Origin of the sequence: Bradyrhizobium sp. LA2.1, assembly GCF_040547725.1 — a bacterium.
GTDB classification, from domain to species: domain Bacteria; phylum Pseudomonadota; class Alphaproteobacteria; order Rhizobiales; family Xanthobacteraceae; genus Bradyrhizobium; species Bradyrhizobium barranii.
Genome location: NZ_JBEPQI010000004.1, coordinates 55,009 through 73,214 on the forward strand (window position 1 = coordinate 55,009; position 18,206 = coordinate 73,214).

At 63.1% G+C, this 18,206-nt stretch carries 12 protein-coding genes; 5 read left to right on the forward strand and 7 right to left on the reverse strand.

The genetic code is table 11. From position 1 onward, the window contains the following. Positions 1–2: 2 nt before the first annotated feature. Positions 3–1,370, reverse strand: a complete 1,368-nt coding sequence (locus ABIB95_RS08045) for an APC family permease (protein WP_354238560.1) — start codon at positions 1,368–1,370, stop codon at positions 3–5. A 329-nt stretch (positions 1,371–1,699) separates the two neighbouring features. Between ABIB95_RS08045 and ABIB95_RS08050 the strand changes: the two genes are divergently transcribed. Continuing rightward, the gene (locus ABIB95_RS08050) at positions 1,700–3,025 is read left to right on the forward strand and encodes an alpha/beta hydrolase (RefSeq protein ID WP_071912671.1); all 1,326 of its coding nucleotides are present in this window, start codon (positions 1,700–1,702) and stop codon (positions 3,023–3,025) included. A gap of 168 nt (positions 3,026–3,193) precedes the next feature. After that, positions 3,194–3,520, forward strand: coding sequence for a GrlR family regulatory protein (locus ABIB95_RS08055; protein ID WP_354238562.1), 327 nt, complete (start codon positions 3,194–3,196; stop codon positions 3,518–3,520). A gap of 60 nt (positions 3,521–3,580) precedes the next feature. Here the strand turns inward: ABIB95_RS08055 and ABIB95_RS08060 are convergent, their stop codons facing one another. Together ABIB95_RS08060 and ABIB95_RS08065 are read right to left on the reverse strand one after the other, a co-directional pair. Further along, a complete protein-coding gene (locus tag ABIB95_RS08060; protein WP_028150242.1) occupies positions 3,581–3,958 on the reverse strand; it encodes a hypothetical protein in 378 nt (125 codons plus the stop codon). A gap of 91 nt (positions 3,959–4,049) precedes the next feature. Then, complete coding sequence (locus ABIB95_RS08065; protein WP_354238564.1) at positions 4,050–5,225, reverse strand: MFS transporter; 1,176 nt, start codon at positions 5,223–5,225, stop codon at positions 4,050–4,052. Between the two features lie 185 nt (positions 5,226–5,410). Between ABIB95_RS08065 and thrS the strand changes: the two genes are divergently transcribed. The 3 genes from thrS (at position 5,411) to ABIB95_RS08080 (ending at position 9,433) form a co-directional block, all read left to right on the forward strand. Further along, complete coding sequence (thrS, locus tag ABIB95_RS08070; RefSeq protein ID WP_354175115.1) at positions 5,411–7,453, forward strand: threonine--tRNA ligase; 2,043 nt, start codon at positions 5,411–5,413, stop codon at positions 7,451–7,453. Between the two features lie 93 nt (positions 7,454–7,546). Further along, a complete protein-coding gene (locus ABIB95_RS08075) occupies positions 7,547–8,110 on the forward strand; it encodes a nitroreductase family protein (protein WP_028154760.1) in 564 nt (187 codons plus the stop codon). A 63-nt stretch (positions 8,111–8,173) separates the two neighbouring features. Further along, complete coding sequence (locus ABIB95_RS08080; RefSeq protein ID WP_354238566.1) at positions 8,174–9,433, forward strand: serine hydrolase domain-containing protein; 1,260 nt, start codon at positions 8,174–8,176, stop codon at positions 9,431–9,433. Here ABIB95_RS08080 and ABIB95_RS08085 read toward each other — a convergent pair. The 4 genes from ABIB95_RS08085 to ABIB95_RS08100 form a co-directional block, all read right to left on the reverse strand. After that, complete coding sequence (locus ABIB95_RS08085; RefSeq protein WP_354124975.1) at positions 9,419–11,881, reverse strand: putative bifunctional diguanylate cyclase/phosphodiesterase; 2,463 nt, start codon at positions 11,879–11,881, stop codon at positions 9,419–9,421. The genes ABIB95_RS08080 and ABIB95_RS08085 overlap by 15 nt on opposite strands. A 983-nt stretch (positions 11,882–12,864) precedes the next feature. After that, complete coding sequence (locus ABIB95_RS08090; RefSeq protein WP_354238568.1) at positions 12,865–14,781, reverse strand: hypothetical protein; 1,917 nt, start codon at positions 14,779–14,781, stop codon at positions 12,865–12,867. After that, positions 14,778–15,227, reverse strand: coding sequence for a phage tail assembly chaperone (locus ABIB95_RS08095; protein WP_354238570.1), 450 nt, complete (start codon positions 15,225–15,227; stop codon positions 14,778–14,780). The genes ABIB95_RS08090 and ABIB95_RS08095 overlap by 4 nt, the downstream gene beginning before the upstream one ends. Then, positions 15,224–18,205 (reverse strand): phage tail protein, encoded by a 2,982-nt coding sequence (locus tag ABIB95_RS08100; RefSeq protein ID WP_354238572.1) that lies wholly within the window; start codon positions 18,203–18,205, stop codon positions 15,224–15,226. Before ABIB95_RS08100 ends, ABIB95_RS08095 begins: the two co-directional genes overlap by 4 nt. Position 18,206: the final 1 nt, after the last annotated feature.

The following is an 18,206-nucleotide window of genomic DNA, read 5'->3' on the forward strand; positions in this document are numbered from 1 at the left end:
GTCTATTCGCGATGTGATGACGTACCAGCGGCGACCGGCCGCCTGCGGAAAACAGCATAGATCAACAGGCCCGAGAGCATGAGCAGCATCCCCGCCAGCGACTGCACCGGCCGCTCGGTCAACAGGTAGTACATCATGAACGCGGTCACGAGCAGGAAAACGAGCGGCGTGAACGGGTATCCCCAGGCGCGATAGGGCCGCGGCAGGTCGGGATCGGTGATGCGCAGCTTGACGACGCCGGCGACCGTGAAGAACGAGCAGAACAACAGCGCGAACTGGATGAAGTCGAGCACCGCCTCGAAGCTGCGCGTGAACAGCAGCAGATTGGCGACGGCAAGCTGAAACAGGATGGCATAGGCCGGCGCGCCGCTCACCGATCGCTTCGAGAACACGCGCAGGGCCGGAATGTCCTCGCCCATCGTCATCATCACGCGCGGGCCGATCCACATCATCGCGCTGATCGAGGAGATCAGGCCGACGCAGATCATCGCACCGACGATCCGGCCGCCGAGGTTGCCGAAGATCGCACTGCCGGCGACGCTGGCAACATCGAGCTGGCCGGCCAGCGCACCGACCGGCGTCGAGTAGAGAAACACCGCGTTCAGCGCGACGTACAGGACCAGCACGATCAGCGTGCCCGCGAGCAGCGCGCGCGGCAGATCGCGCTGCGGCATGTTCATCTCGCCGGTGATGTAGGTCGCGGCATTCCAGCCCGAGAACGAGTACATCACGAAGACGAGCCCGATCGCGAAGGGCGCGCTGACGATATGCGCGAGATCACCCGGCTGTGGCGTGAAGACAATCGGCTGCGGCGTGCCGATCACGAAGCCGGCGAGCAGGAAGGCGACGATCAGCACGACCTTGAGGATGGTCGAGATCAGCTGGAAGGTCGAGGAGTGCCTGACGCCGGTCAATTGCACGATCGAGACCAGCCACACCACGCCGATGGCAAGCGGGATCGGCGGCAGATCGGGGACGACCGATTTCGCGTATTCGCCGAACGCCATCGCCGCAAGCGCGACGGGCGCTGCGAAGCCAACTGTCGCCGAGACCCAGCCGGCGAGAAAGCCGAAGGCGGGATGATAGGCGCGGCCGAGGAAATTGTACTCACCGCTCGAGCGCGGAAACATGGCGCCGAGCTCGCTGTAGGAGAACACCCCGCACAGCGCGACGATGCCGCCGATGGTCCATAGCAACAGGATCGAGAAGCCGGACGGGATGTCCTTGACCTGGAAGCCGAGGCTGGTGAAGACGCCGACCCCGATCATGTCGGCAACGACGATGGCGGTTGCGACCAGAACGGAGACCCCCGGCCCGCTCCCCGTCAGCCGGCCAGTCCAGGGCGCGGGTCCCGCATCTGATGCCGTCATCGGGGTCCTCAACCTCAGGCGGCACGTGTCGTGGAGAGCATCGTGCAGTCTGGTCCAGTCAATTCAAGCAGGGTTAACAAGGGTTAAATGAGGCGAATGGAATCGGTATTGCGGCACCTTTTGTGCACGATCCTGGGCAACAAAGCCCCGCAAACACCTGAGAATCCCGTTTCGCACCCCCACAATCAGGACACGATTGCATGGTCCCTTTGAGCATTCCGGATTTGGGGAAGTTTATCCGGACACTTAACGTCGCCTAAACGCCAGTCGGCTCAATTAGCTTGAATATTGCCGCTGGGCTTGTGGACATGACTTGGGGTCATGGGTGGATGGTCGGGGCCGCTCCGAAATTGAGAGCTGACATTCGTGCTGATCGGACGCTGTCCGGCGCGCGCAGTGGTGCGCGCCGGATCGCGCTGGTCTCAGCCTTGGTGCCGCTGTCGCTCACGCTGGTTCAATGCGGCAGGGCCCCCAACCCGGCGGCGCTCGCGGCGAACTCGCAGGCCAACGTCCAAATCGTCGCGAAGACCAATCCTCAGGTCGCAAGCAGCGACACGTTCGAGGATCGCTTCCCCGCCCCGCAATTCAAGGAGCGCTTCCCGTCGGCGAGCGAGAGTCTTCTGCAACGGCAGATGTCGGACTTCTCGCCCAAACGCGCCGTCCAGCAGCAGCCTCAGCCGGAGCAGGCGCCGTACAAGGTCGCCTCACTCGCACCGCAAATCCCCTACCAGCGTCCGGCACGTGAAGACCTGACGACACTCGTCAGCATGAAATCGTCGGCCTTCCCCTATTTCGGCAACAACCCCGCCTCCGACGCGCCGTTCCTCAACATCTCCAAGGGCGATCGCCGCGGCCACCGCAGCTATTCCGGGCGCGTCTACTGGCAGGACGAGACCTACAGCGACAGCCGCGTGCTGATGCACGTGCCCGAGCATTTCGACGTGCGCAAGCCCGGCGTGATCGTGGTGTTCTTCCACGGCAACGGCGCAACGCTGGAGCGCGACGTGCGCGACCGCCAACTCGTACCGCAGCAGGTCACCGATTCCGGCGCCAACGCCATCCTGCTGGCGCCGCAGATGGCGGTCGATGCCGCCGATTCCAGCGCCGGCAAGTTCTGGCAGGCGGGCGGCCTCAAGCGCTTCATGGAAGAGTCGGCGGCCCATCTGGCCCGGCTCACCGGCGATCCCAACAACGCCCGCGCCTTCGCCAACATGCCGATCGTGATCGTCGGCTATAGCGGCGGCTTCCTGCCGACGGCCTGGAGCCTCGAGGTCGGCGGCATCAGCGACCGCGTCCGCGGCGTCGTCCTGCTCGATGCCGTCTACGGCGAAATGGACAAGTTCGCCTCCTGGATCGAGAGCCACCGCTCCGGCTTCTTCGTCAGCTCCTACACCCGCTACACCGCGCGGCGCGACCGCGAGCTGATGAGCATGTTGCGGCAAAAGGGCATCAGCGTCTCCGAGGACATGGACGGGCCACTCCGTCCCGGCAGCGTGGTGTTCGTCGAAACCGGCGACGGGATCACGCATCGTGATTATGTGACGCGCGCCTGGACCCGGGACCCGCTCAAGGACGTGCTCGTGAAGATGTCGGCGACGCCGTCGTTGGCGCTGACGCGCGTTGCGTCCACCAATCCGGCCGCATCGAGCCGCTAGCCGATATTGCGCGCGTCGGCATTCGGCCGCGCTGCTCGCAATTGTCGCAGGCTTTGATCAAAATGTGATGTTGATGGCCGACATCCCCGGGAGCCACCGGATTGCTTCCGCTGGCAACGATCATAATTTGCCGGCCAAATTTTAGCTTGAATTCTGCGGGGACAGACGGTGCGTCAGGGACTGTATAAGGTCGACTTCCACACGGTTCATGGAACCGGCTGCGGCGTCGTCTATGTGACGGATGGCAAGATGCGCGGCGGCAATTCCGCCTTCGCTTTCATCGGGACCTACATGGGCGAAGGCGACAGCATCAAGGTCAAGATTTCGACCCAGCGCTACAACGACGATCCGTCCTTCAAGCCGCTGTTCGGGCACGACAGGATCACGCTGACGCTGGCCGGCCGTGAGGACGGCGACACGGCGGAATTCGAAGGCACCGCGCTGCAGGTGCCGGGCGTTGCCTTCAGGGCCGTGCTCAGCCGGATCAGCGACTAGCCGTCCGGCTTCCAGACCTCGGCTCTTGATCTTCAGGTATTGATGGTCAGGTCTTGATGTTCAGGTCTTGGGCAGCTTCGGAATGCTCTCGGCGAAGCCGTTGAAGCAGGCCAGCCGCTCGTCCTCTTCCTTGAAGAAGCGGCAATCGGCGTAACCCTTGGCCTTCGCCGGTTTCGGCTTCGGCTGCGGCGCGATCACGGCGTCGTAGCAGTTGAGGCGGTCCTTGGTGCCGTCATCGAGGTCGAGGCAGGCCTGGAGCCGTGCCGCGATCGACTGCGGTTTGCCCTTCGGCGCCGCGGCTGGCTTGGCCGCGGCCTCTTTGGTCCCCTTGGGCGTGACCTGCACCAGCGGCTTGTCCCCCACCATGGGTGGCTTGTCGGTTTGTGCAAACGCGGAGGCTGAATAGAGCACCGCGGCAACCGCCAGAATCATCCTCATGTCAGTCAACTCTCTTTGGTCCCCATGCCTCGCCTTCTAGCGCTCCCGCGCGTGGTTTGCCAAGCACCTTGCGCATAGGAAAACGCACCCTTCAGGCCGTGGTGGCAGCAGCCGGCCGGGGTCGGGTCAGAACCACGAGGATCAGCGCCACGACGACGAAGCCGACCGCGACGAAACCAAGCGGATGCAGCAGTTCGCGGGCGAACAGCAGCCCGCCGATGGCGGAGCCGACAGCCTGGCCGACATAGAGGACGGAGGTGTTGAGCGCGACGGTCGCCGATGCGAGCGGCGGCGCAGCCGCGACCAGCCGCACTTGCTGCATCGAATTGGTTGAGGCAAAGCCGAGGCCCCAGATCGCGACCGCGAACGCCATGATCACCAGGCTCCCCGCACCGAGCGCCCAGCCGGTGATGCCCGCAAACAGCAGGCAGGTGAACAGCAGCGACGTCCGATAAGGCCCCCAGGTGTCGACGATGCGGGTCGCGATGACGACGCCGAGGAAACCGCAAACGCCGTAGATGCCGAACACCATGCCGATTGCATCCGGGCTCGCCTCGGTCAGCTTCTTGAGCAGCGGACCCATGAAGGTGAACACCACAAACTGACCGGACATTTGCAGCATCGTGATCGCAAGCAGCAGCAGGATCGTCCTGCTGCGGCCGACCGCGCTCCAGGTCTTCAGGTCAACAGGCGTGCCCTTCAGGCCCGCCGGCAGGCGCAGCAGCAACAACAGGAAGCTGATGCAACCGAGCGCGCCGATCCCGCCATAGGCCGCGCGCCAGCCATAGCGGCTGGCGATGAAAGTAATCAGCGGGAGACCGACGGCCGCAGCTAACGACCAGCCGAGAAAGATGTAGGCGATGGTGCTGCCCCGCCGCTTCACCGGCACGATCAGCGCCGCCGTGCCCGCAGCCTGCGGCGTGTAGAGCGCGCCGACCGCCAGCATCAGCAGGCGAATGATGAGGAGACTTGTGTAGTCGGGGGCAAATGCCGAGCCGAGATTGCCGAGGGCCAGCACCGCAAGCGTGGTCGCAAGCAGCGTCCGGCGCTCGATGCGACCCGTGAGCCAGGCCGTCAGCGGCGAGCCAATGCACAGCGTGATCGCGCCGAACGTAATCAGGAGGCCGGCCGCATGGATGCTGACGTCGAGCCCCGTTGCCAATTCCGGCAGCATGCCCGCCGGCGCCAGCACCGAGCAGCCGGTGACGAGATTGCCGAGCATCAGGGCGGTTGGCGTGAAACGGCCGGCGGCAGGCGAATTTTCCATGCAAATGCATGTAGAGCGGGCCTGCGGCCATTGAAAGGGTATCGCACGAAATAGTTGGTTCACGGCCCCGGCTTTTGCGCGCCACTTTCTTTGAAATGCCGGATTGCACAGGCCGAATCGCCTGATATATCGCTCGTTCCCGCTTACCTGCGCTCGTTCGCAGGAGTGAGCCTCAGGAGAAAAGCATGACCGACCAGCCCAAATCCGAATCCGGCTTTCAATACAGCCTCAGCAATCTGAGACCCGTGACCCCGCCCGAAAAGATCACCCTCACCTTCCCCGACGGCGCCCGGCGCGAATACGCCAAGAGCATCACCGGCCTCGAGATCGCCAAGGGCATTTCGCCGTCGCTGGCCAAGCGCACGGTTGCGATGGCGCTCGACGGCGTGGTCGCCGACCTCGACGATCCCATCGAAGCCGATGCCAAGATCGAGCTGATCAACCGCGACGATCCGCGCGCGCTCGAGCTGATCCGCCACGACTGTGCCCACGTGCTCGCCGAAGCCGTGCAGACGCTGTGGCCCGGCACGCAAGTCACCATCGGTCCCGTGATCGAGAACGGCTTCTACTACGACTTCTTCCGCAACGAGCCGTTCACGCCGGAAGACTTTGCCGCGATCGAGAAGAAGATGCGCGAGATCATCGCGCGCGACAAACCTTTCACCAAGGAAGTCTGGGATCGCGAGAAGACCAAGCAGGTGTTCCGCGACAAGGGCGAGGCCTTCAAGGTCGAGCTGGTCGACGCCATTCCCGGCAACGAACCGATCAAGATCTACTACCAGGGCGACTGGTTCGATCTCTGCCGCGGCCCGCACATGACCTCGACCGGCAAGGTCGGCAGCGCCTTCAAGCTGATGAAGGTGGCCGGCGCCTATTGGCGCGGCGACAGCAACAACCCGATGCTGACCCGCATCTACGGCACGGCGTTCGCGAAGCAGGAGGACCTCGACGCTTATCTGAAGCAGATCGAGGAAGCCGAAAAGCGCGACCATCGCAAGCTCGGGCGCGAGCTCGACCTCTTCCACTTCCAGGAAGAAGGTCCGGGCGTCGTGTTCTGGCACGCCAAGGGCTGGACCATCTTCCAGCAGCTGATCGCCTATATGCGCCGGCGCCTCGCCGGCGACTACAGCGAGGTCAATGCGCCGCAGATCCTCGACAAGTCCTTGTGGGAGACCTCGGGCCATTGGGGCTGGTATCGCGAGAACATGTTCGCGGCGCAGTCCGCCGGTGACGAGGCCGAGGACAAGCGCTGGTTTGCGCTGAAGCCGATGAACTGCCCCGGCCACGTGCAGATCTTCAAGCACGGCCTGAAGAGCTACCGCGACCTGCCGTTGCGCCTCGCCGAGTTCGGCGTGGTGCATCGCTATGAGCCGTCCGGCGCCATGCATGGCCTGATGCGTGTGCGCGGCTTCACCCAGGACGACGCGCACGTCTTCTGCATGGAAGACCAGCTCGCCGACGAGTGCCTCAAGATCAACGATCTCATTCTATCGACCTATGCCGATTTCGGTTTCACCGGCGATCTCACGGTGAAGCTCTCGACCCGGCCCGAGAAGCGCGTCGGCACCGATGCGATGTGGGATCACGCCGAGCGCGTGATGGCGACGGTGCTGCGCGAGATCCAGTCGCAGAACAATCACATCAAGACCGAGATCAATCCGGGCGAAGGCGCCTTCTACGGGCCGAAGTTCGAATATGTGCTGCGCGACGCCATCGGCCGCGACTGGCAGTGCGGCACCACGCAAGTCGACTTCAACCTGCCGGAGCGGTTCGGTGCGTTCTACATCGACCATGACAGCGGCAAGAAGGCGCCGGTGATGGTGCACCGCGCGATCTGCGGCTCGATGGAGCGCTTCATCGGCATCCTGATCGAGCACTATGCCGGCAACTTCCCGCTCTGGCTGTCCCCGGTGCAGGTGGTGGTCACCACCATCACCTCGGAGGCCGACGAGTATGCCAAGCAGGTGCTGGAACAGGTCCGGCGCGCGGGGCTTCGGGCCGAGATCGACCTGCGCAACGAGAAGATCAACTACAAGGTCCGCGAGCACTCGCTGGCCAAGATTCCGGCGCTGCTCGTGTGCGGCAAGAAGGAGGCCGAGACGCAGTCGGTCTCCGTCCGCCGGCTCGGCAGCGACGGCCAGAAGGTGATGACGACTGTGGAGGCGCTCGCCGCCCTCGTCGACGAGGCCACCCCACCGGACGTCCGGCGGGCGCGCGAGGCGGCCTGAGTCCTGAAATCGATCTAAATTCGCTTCCGGTTGCGGGCGTGCATGCTTATCTCGGCATGGCACGCCCGACGACCAGCCGAAGAGGACATCGCAGTGCCCGACGCCATCGAACTCCTGAAAACCCGCCGCTCGGTCAAGCCGCGCGAGATGACCGGGCCCGGCCCCTCCCCCGCCGAGCTCGAAACCATCCTCACCATCGGTGCGCGCGTGCCCGACCACGGCAAGCTCGCGCCCTGGCGCTTCATCATTTTCGAGGGTGACGCCCGCGAGCGGGCCGGCGAGGTCATTGCGACGGTCTTTGCCCGCAAGAATCCGGACGCGCCGGCGGCGAACATCGAGACCGAGCGCAAACGCCTCACCGACGCGCCGCTGGTGATCGGTATCGTCAGCTTCACCAAGCCGCATCCGAAGGTGCCGGCGTTCGAGCAGGAATTGTCGGCCGGCGCCAGCGTCATGAACATTGTCACGGCCGCGACCGCGCTCGGCTACGGCGCCTGCTGGCTGACCGGCTGGTTCGCCTTCGACCGCGACGTGCTGGACGGCCTCGGCCTCAAGCCGGACGAAAAGCTCGCCGGCCTCGTCCATATCGGCACGCCGACCAAGCCCAGCGAAGACCGTCCGCGACCGTTCCTTTCGGAAATCGTGACGCGTTTTTAATCGATGTATTGTTGACGCCTCCAGCGTCTTGCGGCTTTGATCCCGGCGAGGGAGGAAGCCCGGATGAAGCGTCGTGAATTTCTGGTCGGGGCCGCGCTGCTGGCCGGCACGATGGGGCGCAGCCGCGCCGCCGACATCCCTGCCCCGTCGGCCGACGGACTTGAGCGCATCACCGCGTATTTTGACAACGAGGTGGGAAGCGGCCGGCTGCCGGGCGCCGTGATCCTGGTCCAGCAGCACGGCAAGCCGGTGTATCTGAAGAACTTCGGCGTGCGCGACACCAGGACCGGCCTCGCCATGACGCCGGACACGATCTTCGCCATCCACTCGATGACCAAGCCGATCACGTGCCTGGGCGCGATGATGCTGATCGACGAGGGCAAGCTCGCGCTCACCGACCCCGTGTCGAAATACGTCCCGCTCTTCGCCCACACCAAGGTGGGCGTGGAGCCGGAGGGCGCCTCGAAGGTCGAACTCGAGCCGCCGATCCGCCCTGTCAACATCGAGGATCTGCTGCGGCAAACCTCGGGCATCAGCTACGACTATATCGGCGCCCCATGGGTGATGCAGGTTTACCAGGCCGCCAATATTTTCGAGGGGCCCTTCAACAACAGGCAATTCGCCGACCGCATCGCCAAGCTGCCGCTCACGCGCCAGCCCGGAACGCTGTGGCGCTACGGCCATTCCACCGACGTGCTCGGCGCCGTCATCGAGATCATCTCGGGCCAGACGCTGTATGAATTCCTCAAGCAGCGCATTCTCGATCCGCTCGGAATGAACAGCACCAAATTCGTGCTGAAAACGCCGGAGGAGCGCGCCCGGATGGCGCGGCCGCTGCCGAGCGACCCGGTCCTGCTCGCCGGCGAGCGCGACCGCCTCGACCATCCCGAATGGGAATCTGGCGGCGGCGGGCTGCTCTCCACCATCACCGACTATCAACGCTTCTCCCAAATGCTGCTCAATGGCGGCGAGTTCGAGGGCAAGCGTTACCTCAGCCCCGCCGTGTTCAAGGCCATGACGACCGATCACGTCGGGCCCGGCTCCGGCGTGGGACGCGACTATTTCTATTTCCCGGGCGACGGCTTTGGCTATGGCTACGGCATCGGTGTGCGCACCGATCCCGGTAACGCGAAGCCGCCGCCGGCCGGATCGATCGGCGAATTGAAATGGGACTCAGGCAGCGGCACCTATTTCGGCGTCGATCCCAAGCTCGACATGGTCTACCTCTTGATGCAGCAGACCCAGAACGAGCGCAGTCGCATCACGCCCGCCTTCAAGGAACTGGTCTACGGCTGCTATCCCGAAGGGTTACGCCGCCCGTGAGGCGCGCTGGCCGAAATCGGCCAGCAGCTTTGCGATCTCGGCGGCGGGCCGCGCCGCGCTGAACAGAAACCCTTGCACCTCGTTGCAGCCTTCGGCGCGCAGCCAGTCGAGCTGATCCTCGGTCTCGACGCCTTCAGCCGTCGTGGTGATGTTGAGGCTGCGGCCAAGCCCCGAAATGGCGCGCACGATCGCGACGCAATCGGGCCGCTGCGCCAGATCCTTCACAAACGAACGATCGATCTTGATCTTGTCGAACGGGAAGCTACGGAGATAGCTGAGGCTCGAATAGCCGGTGCCGAAATCATCCATGGAGATGCTGACGCCGAGCTCGCGCAATTGATGCAGGATCGCAAGATTGGCATCGGTCTCCGCCAGGAAGATCGACTCGGTGATCTCGAGCTCGAGCCGCTTCGGCGACAGGCCGGACTGCGCAAGCGCGGAAATCACGACCTGGACCAGGTTGCGGCTGCGGAATTGCGCCGGCGACAGATTGACTGCGACCTTGACGTCGACAGGCCATTTCACCGCCTCTGCGCAGGCCTCGCGCAGCACCCACTCGCCGAGCTGGGTGATGAGTCCGATGTCCTCGGCGACCGGAATGAATTCCGCCGGCGAGATCATGCCCTTGTCGGGATGACGCCAGCGCAACAGCGATTCAAAGCCGGAGATGCGGTCGGACGCGATCGACACCAGCGGCTGGTAATGCAGCTCGAACTCGCCATTGGCGAAGGCGCGACGCAGATCGAGCTCCATGTCGCGGCGCTTCTGCGCCTGGAGGTCCATCTCGCGCTCGAAGAAATGGTGCACGCCGCCGCCGTCGGACTTCGCCCGGTACAGCGCCATGTCGGCATTGCGCATCAACTCCTCCGACGTCGTGCCGTCGCCGGGCGACAGCGCGATGCCGATGCTGGCGCCGATCACCATCTCCTGGCCGTCGAGGTCGTAAGGCGCCTTCAGCATGTCGATCAGCAAGGTCGCACAGGCGCTGGCTTCGTTCGGCGAGACGTCGGCTGCCAGGATCACGGCGAACTCGTCGCCGCCAAGCCGGGCCGCGAGATTGCCGCCGCGGACCGCGGTGGTGAGGCGTTCGGCAACTTGCTTCAGCAGGCGATCCCCCACCGGATGCCCGAAGGAATCGTTGATGTTCTTGAACAGGTCGAGATCGATATAGAGCACGCCGACCCGTTTTCCGCCGGCCTGGTCGAGCGCCTGCTTCAAGCACTGCTGGAAATGTTCGCGGTTCGGCAGATCGGTGAGCCCATCATGGTGCGCCATGTGGGCGATCCGCGCCTCGGCCTTGCGCCGCTCCGTGATGTCGACCACCGCGACCAGATAGCCGTCGCGATCGTCGAAGGCGACACGGCGGCCGAAAGTGAGCACCTCGATCTCGCTGCCGTCGGCACACAAATGGCGCCAGTTGCGCGAGGAATGATAGGTGTCGCCGATGCGTTCGAGCGCCTCGGCGTGGCTGTCCCACTCGTCCTCGGGCCAGATCTCGTGCAGCTTCATCCGCAGGAAGGTGGCGCGGCTGTAGCCGTAGTGCTGGACCGCGGCATCGTTGACGCTGAGGAATTCCTTGGTCTGTGCCTCGAACACCCACATCGGCATCGGGTTGTTGTCGAACAGCAGGCGAAACGATGCGTCGCGCCGCTTCAACGCGGTGACGTCGGAGATCGTCAGCGAGACCAGATCGGCGAAGGCGGTGGCACTGAGCCGAAGGTAACGTCCGTCGTCTTCGATCTCGAGCTGCTCGCCGCGGCCGCCGGAGACGACCTTGAGCAGGAAGTCCATGATTTCGGGCGCGGCCAATAGCGTGTTCCCCTCGCCGATCCGCCGCCACAACAGGCCCGCGCTCGCGACCTTCAGCAGCGCACCGGCGCTCTTGTTGTGATGCACGATCTGGAGATCGAACGGCTTGCCTGCGGCATCGCGCAGCGTCGCTAGCGAAACCACGGCGTCATCGGTCGACGAGAAGATCGCGTCCAAGAGATTGTATTGCGCGCCGCGCTCGTTGATGTAGGCGCCAACCAGCGTGGCGCCCCAGCGGGAGGCGGTCGGCAGCGCCAGCACATCGTAGGTCCGGACCATGCCGTCGCGCACGCAATGCGCGCTGGCCTGGTGCGGACGTCCGTTCTCGAGCGCGCTCGCCACAGCTTCCGACAGCGCAGTGGCGCAATCGGGCGAGAGCTCGGCGACCGGGATATCCCAGCGCTCCTCGCCGAGCCATTTCTGCACGTAACGCCCGCTGCGCGACAATTCGAGCGCGCCATCGTTCTTCAGCAGCGCGATGTGGTCGGCGAGCCGTCCGAGGCTCCCAAGCATCACGTCCTCATAGCGCGGCAGCCGTTCGCCCGGCTTCAACGCGGCACGCCATTTGCGTTGAAGCACCGGGATGTCGTCAAACATTTCGGCGGCCGGTTTTCCCGGCATCTTCTTCGCGGCAGTCATTGCAGTCCCCAACGCACTTTCCCCGCGCATCCAATGCAGCCGCGCTTAATGCCGTGTAAAAAGGACGCAGCCGCGGGTTCCATTCGGCGATTATGACAGTTTTAAGTCAGGTGTTGGTTAGTGCGCGTTAGAGACTATGACGGTTGCCTAAAATGCGATGCGTGCGCGTGAGAGTGAAGTTATGCTGCACAGCTGCTTCATCCTCGTCATTGCGAGCGCAGCGAAGCAATCCAGACTGCCGCCGCGGAAAGATTCTGGATTGCTTCGCTGCGCTCGCAATGACGGAGTGCGCAGGAGCCGCGCCCGCCTCTCTCGAGTCCCGGACGCGACGCAGCGCGTAGCGGTGCGGCGCAGAGCCGGGACCCAGCAGATGACACAACACACTGACGCATGGGCCCCGGCTCTGCAGCGCATCACTTCGTGCTGCGCAGCGTCCGGGGCACGAGAACGTCGTTGAGTGACTGACATGGGCTCGCATCCTCGCTGCGCATTTCGCCCGAGCTTTGCCTGATCGCCTCACCCTCAAATGAAAGAGGGCGCAGGGAAGACCGGGAGCCCGCTGGCACCCGAGGTCCACTGTGCGGAGTTGTAGTGAGAAGTCTGCACAGCGGCATACAGGTGTAGCCAGGACATCCCGGCCTTCCCTGCGCAGTGGTTGGAACGGCGTATGTCGTGCTCTCCCCGGGGAGCGATGCACTATTGCCCCCGTCGCCTTGCGGATGGCTGATGCGCGCGCCCGGTTGGGCAACACGCACCACCACAAGACTTGGCGCACAGACCCCGGGCGCCAGGACGACACGATTTGGTGTAGCGCGCAATTTCAAATGTCACCTCGCGCAGGTTCAAATGTCACCCCCTCGGAACCGGCCTGAAGCCGTCCTGGGACCGGGCTCCTTGAAGCCCCCTTAAAGGCCCCAGTCCGCCGCCCAGAGCAGCGGCTATCCCGAGCGCCGCCTTGTGGGGGGCATGATGCACCACCCGGCTTAGGCATCCCTGCCGCGTAGATCGACCCAACCGAACGTGTTGATGTAAACTGTGGTTGTTGCGACGTTTGCTCGCTTTCGCACTTGGGCCGATGTGTTCGTTCTAACAAGCTGCGAATAACCGCTGTTGGCGCCTCCGACTGCAACAATACCACTGAAAGGCCCGCTAGTGGATGGAGCCGTGTCGGCTTGATCAGGTGAAGAGATCATCCAAACCGTGCTCTGCGCGGTATTTACACCAAGACCATAAATCTCAGCTTCAACCTTAACACCGGTCGGGACATTCAGCGTAACAAGCGCCGAAGTAGTTCCGACTGCCGTAATGTCATCCAAGGTAGGCACCGCCCAAAGAAACTTGTTGCCTTGTTGAATAAACAACCGCCACTGCCCCGTGCCATCTGTCCTCATGGCGCCAATGCGCCTGTAATAGTTGTAGTTCGCGGGCAGTGCGGGACCGGCTGGGTTCAATGAGGTGATGAAATCAACGTATTGAGTATCGACGCGCTTGATGAAAAAGAGATGATACCAAGTGTTCGGAGCAATGGTGCCGGTATCGAGCGAACCTTGCCCTGAAAAGCCAGCAACCCACGCTTGGTTTGTTTTCGTGTAGGTGCCGGGGTTGGTCAGAACATCTGCTGATGTGCTATCAGTTGCGACACCGGGGCCGACATTGAACGAAATAGAGCTTCCGGCTGTCGATATGATCAGTCCATCGATATAGCCGCGAAGACAGAGCGGCACCCCGATGTTCTGCTGCGCTTGTGTTTTGTTAGTCGCCGTCAGCGACTGCGCGCCAGCATAAGAAACCACACCGACATTGTTTGCAGCCGTCACAACGTTAGGCAACCCGGAAAGATTGTCCGTTTTGAGCATGTCGCCTACACCGGGCGCACCGGTCGGCGAGATATTCCAGTCTCCAAAGGTGCCGGAGCCGCCAGTTTTGGTGACGTTGACCGTCAGGGTGCCGGCCGAATTTGCAGTAACATTCCCTTCCATATAGTTGGCCGCGTTCGCGTTGGATTTGGCGCGAACATAATCTCCGATCTGATACGCGTTGTTGGTCGCGACACCGGTGAACGCTTTCGACGCGATCGCAATGGCCAGGGATGCAGTCGAGGTGACATTGTAGATCGGCGCGGCTTGAGCAACCAAGATCCATTTGCCGGCGGCAAGATCAGTCGCGAAGGTGCCCGAGGTGTGCGAGACGATGCAGACATAGGTGCTGCCGTTTACGACGACCACGCTCGAAGGTGCAGTCGCAGTATATGCGGTCGCAGTAACCCAAACTGATGGAAGCGTCCAAGCCGCTGCTCCTGTCGCTCCGACAGAGGCCAGCAATTGCCAATAGGTCACGTTCGGTGGCGCGTGCCCGGAGCCTGGCGTCGCGTTGATCCAGACGTAGGACGAGCCCGCCGAACTGACATAGTCGCCGACTGAGTAAGTCGCCGCATTGTCGTAAGCGCCGCGAGGGTTGAAACCCTTGTAAATCCCGAGATAGTGCCAGACGCCGCCGGTCATGACCCACATCTTGCCGGTCGTCGGCTGGAGCGCGGTCTGGTTCTCTTCACCGAGCGACGGATCTGGCGCGGTCAAGGTCGGCGGGACGACAACCACGTATCCATTGGCATTGAGTGCAGCGACAATCCTGTCGACGTCTGCCCAAACGTCCGAAGCGGACCGTGGTAGCTTCCAGATATTGTAAGCCGCTCCGCTCACGGTCGCGCCGGGCCACGGCAGAATACTCAGATGCGTGTGATCTGCTACGTCGGTGATGAACACACCAAAGTGCCCGACCTGGAGAAAGTCACCCGGCTTGGCGTTGCCGGCCGACAGCCACAGCGTGCTCGTCCCCGTCACCGTGATCCCGTCAGCAGCAACCGCGATGGTGCCGGTCGAATAGCTAGGAAGCGCGGTCATGAAGGATTCTCCGAGTTGAGCTTTGCGCGCAGCCATTCGACCGCGTCAGTGCCATCTGGTCGTTTCGGTATTGCGGCCACAACATCGGCGGCGGAGTTCCTCCCCTTCGATGCGTCTCTAAGCGCCTTGCGGTAGACGACCCACGCTGCGCGTTCGGTCTCGGAAATCGGGAAGTCCGGCAAAACATATTTATCTGTGTCGGATAGCTCGCGATGCACAGCGCCCCTTACCTCGAACATCTGGAACGGGTCGGGGTCCGGAGTCTCCTTGTCGACGACCTTCCACGTGGCGACGTCAAACCTCTGCGTCCTGGCATCGATCGGCTGATCTGGAATGATCGCAACTTTGCAGCCGGGGAAATGACTGTCTTCAAACCCATCGCCGTGATCTGCACCATGACCATAGGACATGATTTGTCCGGTCGTGACGTTGTAATGAATGTTCATCGCTTCGCCGCCACTGCAAAGAGGGTTGCACCTGCCAACATCGCATTCGAACTGGTAGATCCGAATTGAGCCGCAATCGAAACAGATACAATGCCGCCAGTACCTGTAATGCTGATAGCACCGGACAGTGGTGTCGGGGCGCTCGCGCCGGTTGGCAGCGTCACTTGGTAATAATTGACTTGTGAGCCGTTGAGCAAAAAGCGGAATTGTCCCGTCTCTGTAGCGGGGGAGCCACTAGCCCACATCGAGTTCACGCTCACGTAAATCACGATAGGCTTGTTCGACAAACCCGTGGTGTCTATGGACATGTTGAAACTGAAAAACGACACCCAGTTACCAAAGCCGGCGCCAAATACAGCGGCTCCTGTCGTCTGTGCGACCGGCACCGTGACCGCATTGTCTGCGATGCTCAGACTACCCACGCCGAGAGCCTTGATCACGCCCGACGCGGAGTCGATCGAGTTCGCCTTGAGATAGATGACGTCGATCGAACCGGCCGCGATGGCCTTCACGTTGAAGGTGCCGTCGAGATTGAGGTTGCCCCTGATGCCGACTGCTGCGACACCATTGATGGTTCCGATTGCGAAGACGTCTTGAGGCAGGCCACCGTTGTAGCCAGGAAACTGAAACTGAAACTTGTCGGCCTGGACGGCGAAAGAAGACAGACCCGGACCGCCGTTGATCAGCTTCGTCCCGATGACGTAGCCGTCCACGCTCAATGCCACGCCATATGAGGCCGCGGCGTAGCCGTCGAGCGTCGCGATCGCGTTGGCGGACACCTGGACGAAAGCGGTGAGAGAACCCCATGTCGCAGTCACCAGCGCGGTGTAACTTGCGAAGGCCTCCGAGGCATCGACGGCGACAATCCGGACGTCCTCGATCGAGGCCGCCGCGACATCGGCGCGCGCGTTGTATTGCGTTCGCACCTCTGTCTTGTCATTCCATCCTCGCGCCGAGAGGTTCGCAAGCCGCGATGCGAAGTCCTGCTCGATCCGATCGACCTTGTCAGTCAGCTGATTGAAGATCGTCGTGACCTGCGCTCTCACGGCCGCGTCGAACTCGGTCAGCGAGAGACGGACGTCGGGCGTCGTCACCGTGATCCAGCTCGACCACAGCATGTCGCGCGGCGAAGACGGAATGTACTGCCCGCGCACCTGGTAAGTCACAGCAGGCAGGATCGACTGCGTGATGATGAGATTGCCGGCACTGACGCGATCGGTGCGTCCGCGCGTCACGCTGGACGAGTCCGATGCCAGCCGTACCTCGAACTGTACGGCGCTGATGCCGGGCTGTGAGCCGTCCCAGGAGATCAGGATCGCTGGCCGGCGCACGATGCCGCTATCGTCGACAAGCGAATAGGGCTGCGCGTCGAAGCTGGCAATGCCCTGCGCCGGCGGCGGGTTCGACACCGTCGCGCCTGAAACGACCGGCTTGAGGTCGGTGTCGCGATCCCAATCGTAGTCGTTGGGATCGACCTCGGTGAGCGTCAGCGGAACGTCGAGGTTGGCCTTGTCCGCGCCGGCGTCGACCCGGAACTGCTTCGCACTATAGCCGTTGCGCGCGGACGTCCATCGGCCGACGTCACCAGGTTCGACGGTCCAGAAGGCCGGCGGCAGAACGATGTTGTGGCCGCGCGCGCGCTGGCCTTCCTCGATCGCCGACTTCTGAAGCCGCTGCACCTGTTCGGGATAAGGCACCGCGTCGAATTGCGGGCTCGCCATCAAGCGGCGGTTGCCGTCCTTGATTTCCAGGTCGGTGCGGTAATAGGCCGGCGCGGTCGCGATGTTCCAGCCCTGCGACGGGTCGGGATACTTGGCCTGGATGCCGTTGACGCTGTCCGAGATCGAGAAGAACGGCCGCAAGCTCTGAGGTTCAGTCGAGAGGATATCACCGTCGGTGAAGCTGAAGCTCGGGCTGTCGGGCGCACCGAGACGACATTTGTAGAAGCCACCGATCTCCGAGATCTTGCCTTGGCACCCCGTCATCAGGGCTTCGAGCGCATTCACCGGCTGCGTATCGACGTTGACCTGCATGCCGGTGCGGTAGGTCGGCTCAAGGCCGGCAGCGCCAACGACGGTGACGCGGCACTTTTCGATCTGGGTAATCCAGTTCGTCACTGGCAGCCGCGCCGCCACCATGTTCTGAAGGCCGTAAAGCCAGACACCTTGATAGGAGATGCCACGCAGCACGGCATGGGCCTGCACGGCCGGATATTGATCGCCATCACCGCCCCAGGTGGCGGGATCGTTGAAGCGGTGCGTGCCGCTGCCGCCCACCGTGGAATCCCTCGACGGATCGTACAGCGCAATGCCCGACAGCTCGAACTTGAAGGTTGGAAAGCCGGTCCAGAGGTTCTCGTCGTTGAACGCGATTACGACAGCGTAGGAGACGCCCTTGCCGACACGCGTGCTCTGGTAGGGACGCGCGGACGCCGCCATTGCCGAGACCAGGAAGGCATCGGCGGCCGTCTGGCTGCCATCGTAGAACTTGACCCAGAGATGAGCTGTTGGCGCGCCTTCGCCATTGTGCGGCCGGATGTATTCGGGGACCTCGTAACCGAGGTTGCCGGAGCCGACCGTCTGGTAGTCAGCGGCGCCGGCGGGCAACGTGATCTTCTGGCCATTCACCCACACCCCGACCAGCTTCTCCGGCAGATCCGAGAGCGAGATGACCCAGCACTGAAGCGCGTTCGGGGTGTCATAGCCGCTGCCGAAGAAGTTCGCGTAGACCAGCGAGCCCGCCGTGGCGTGATAGCCGAAGCCGAACGAGCGCGGCACATCACCGCCGCCGGCGAGCTTGCCCTGCACGCCGAAGCTGTCGGTGCTTTGCGCCGGCTTTCCCGATAACGCCTTGACCGCGTATGACAGCGCCATGGAGGCAGTCAGGCTGAGGCCGACTGTGATGACACTCGCGGCGATGGCACTCCCAGCGAAGAAGGTCGCGGCGACTGCGGTGCCGATGGCGGTGAAAATCGCCATT

Bases quoted from the DNA above. Each gene is read 5' to 3' on its own strand.
- ABIB95_RS08060 (WP_028150242.1), bottom strand. From the start codon at position 3,958: ATGAGGATGATTCTGGCGGTTGCCGCGGTGCTCTATTCAGCCTCCGCG.
- ABIB95_RS08090 (WP_354238568.1), bottom strand. From the start codon at position 14,781: ATGACCGCGCTTCCTAGCTATTCGACCGGCACCATCGCGGTTGCTGCT.
- ABIB95_RS08045 (WP_354238560.1), bottom strand. From the start codon at position 1,370: ATGACGGCATCAGATGCGGGACCCGCGCCCTGGACTGGCCGGCTGACG.
- ABIB95_RS08095 (WP_354238570.1), bottom strand. From the start codon at position 15,227: ATGAACATTCATTACAACGTCACGACCGGACAAATCATGTCCTATGGT.
- ABIB95_RS08080 (WP_354238566.1), top strand. From the start codon at position 8,174: ATGAAGCGTCGTGAATTTCTGGTCGGGGCCGCGCTGCTGGCCGGCACG.
- thrS (WP_354175115.1), top strand. From the start codon at position 5,411: ATGACCGACCAGCCCAAATCCGAATCCGGCTTTCAATACAGCCTCAGC.
- ABIB95_RS08065 (WP_354238564.1), bottom strand. From the start codon at position 5,225: ATGGAAAATTCGCCTGCCGCCGGCCGTTTCACGCCAACCGCCCTGATG.
- ABIB95_RS08085 (WP_354124975.1), bottom strand. From the start codon at position 11,881: ATGACTGCCGCGAAGAAGATGCCGGGAAAACCGGCCGCCGAAATGTTT.
- ABIB95_RS08050 (WP_071912671.1), top strand. From the start codon at position 1,700: ATGGTCGGGGCCGCTCCGAAATTGAGAGCTGACATTCGTGCTGATCGG.
- ABIB95_RS08100 (WP_354238572.1), bottom strand. From the start codon at position 18,205: ATGGCGATTTTCACCGCCATCGGCACCGCAGTCGCCGCGACCTTCTTC.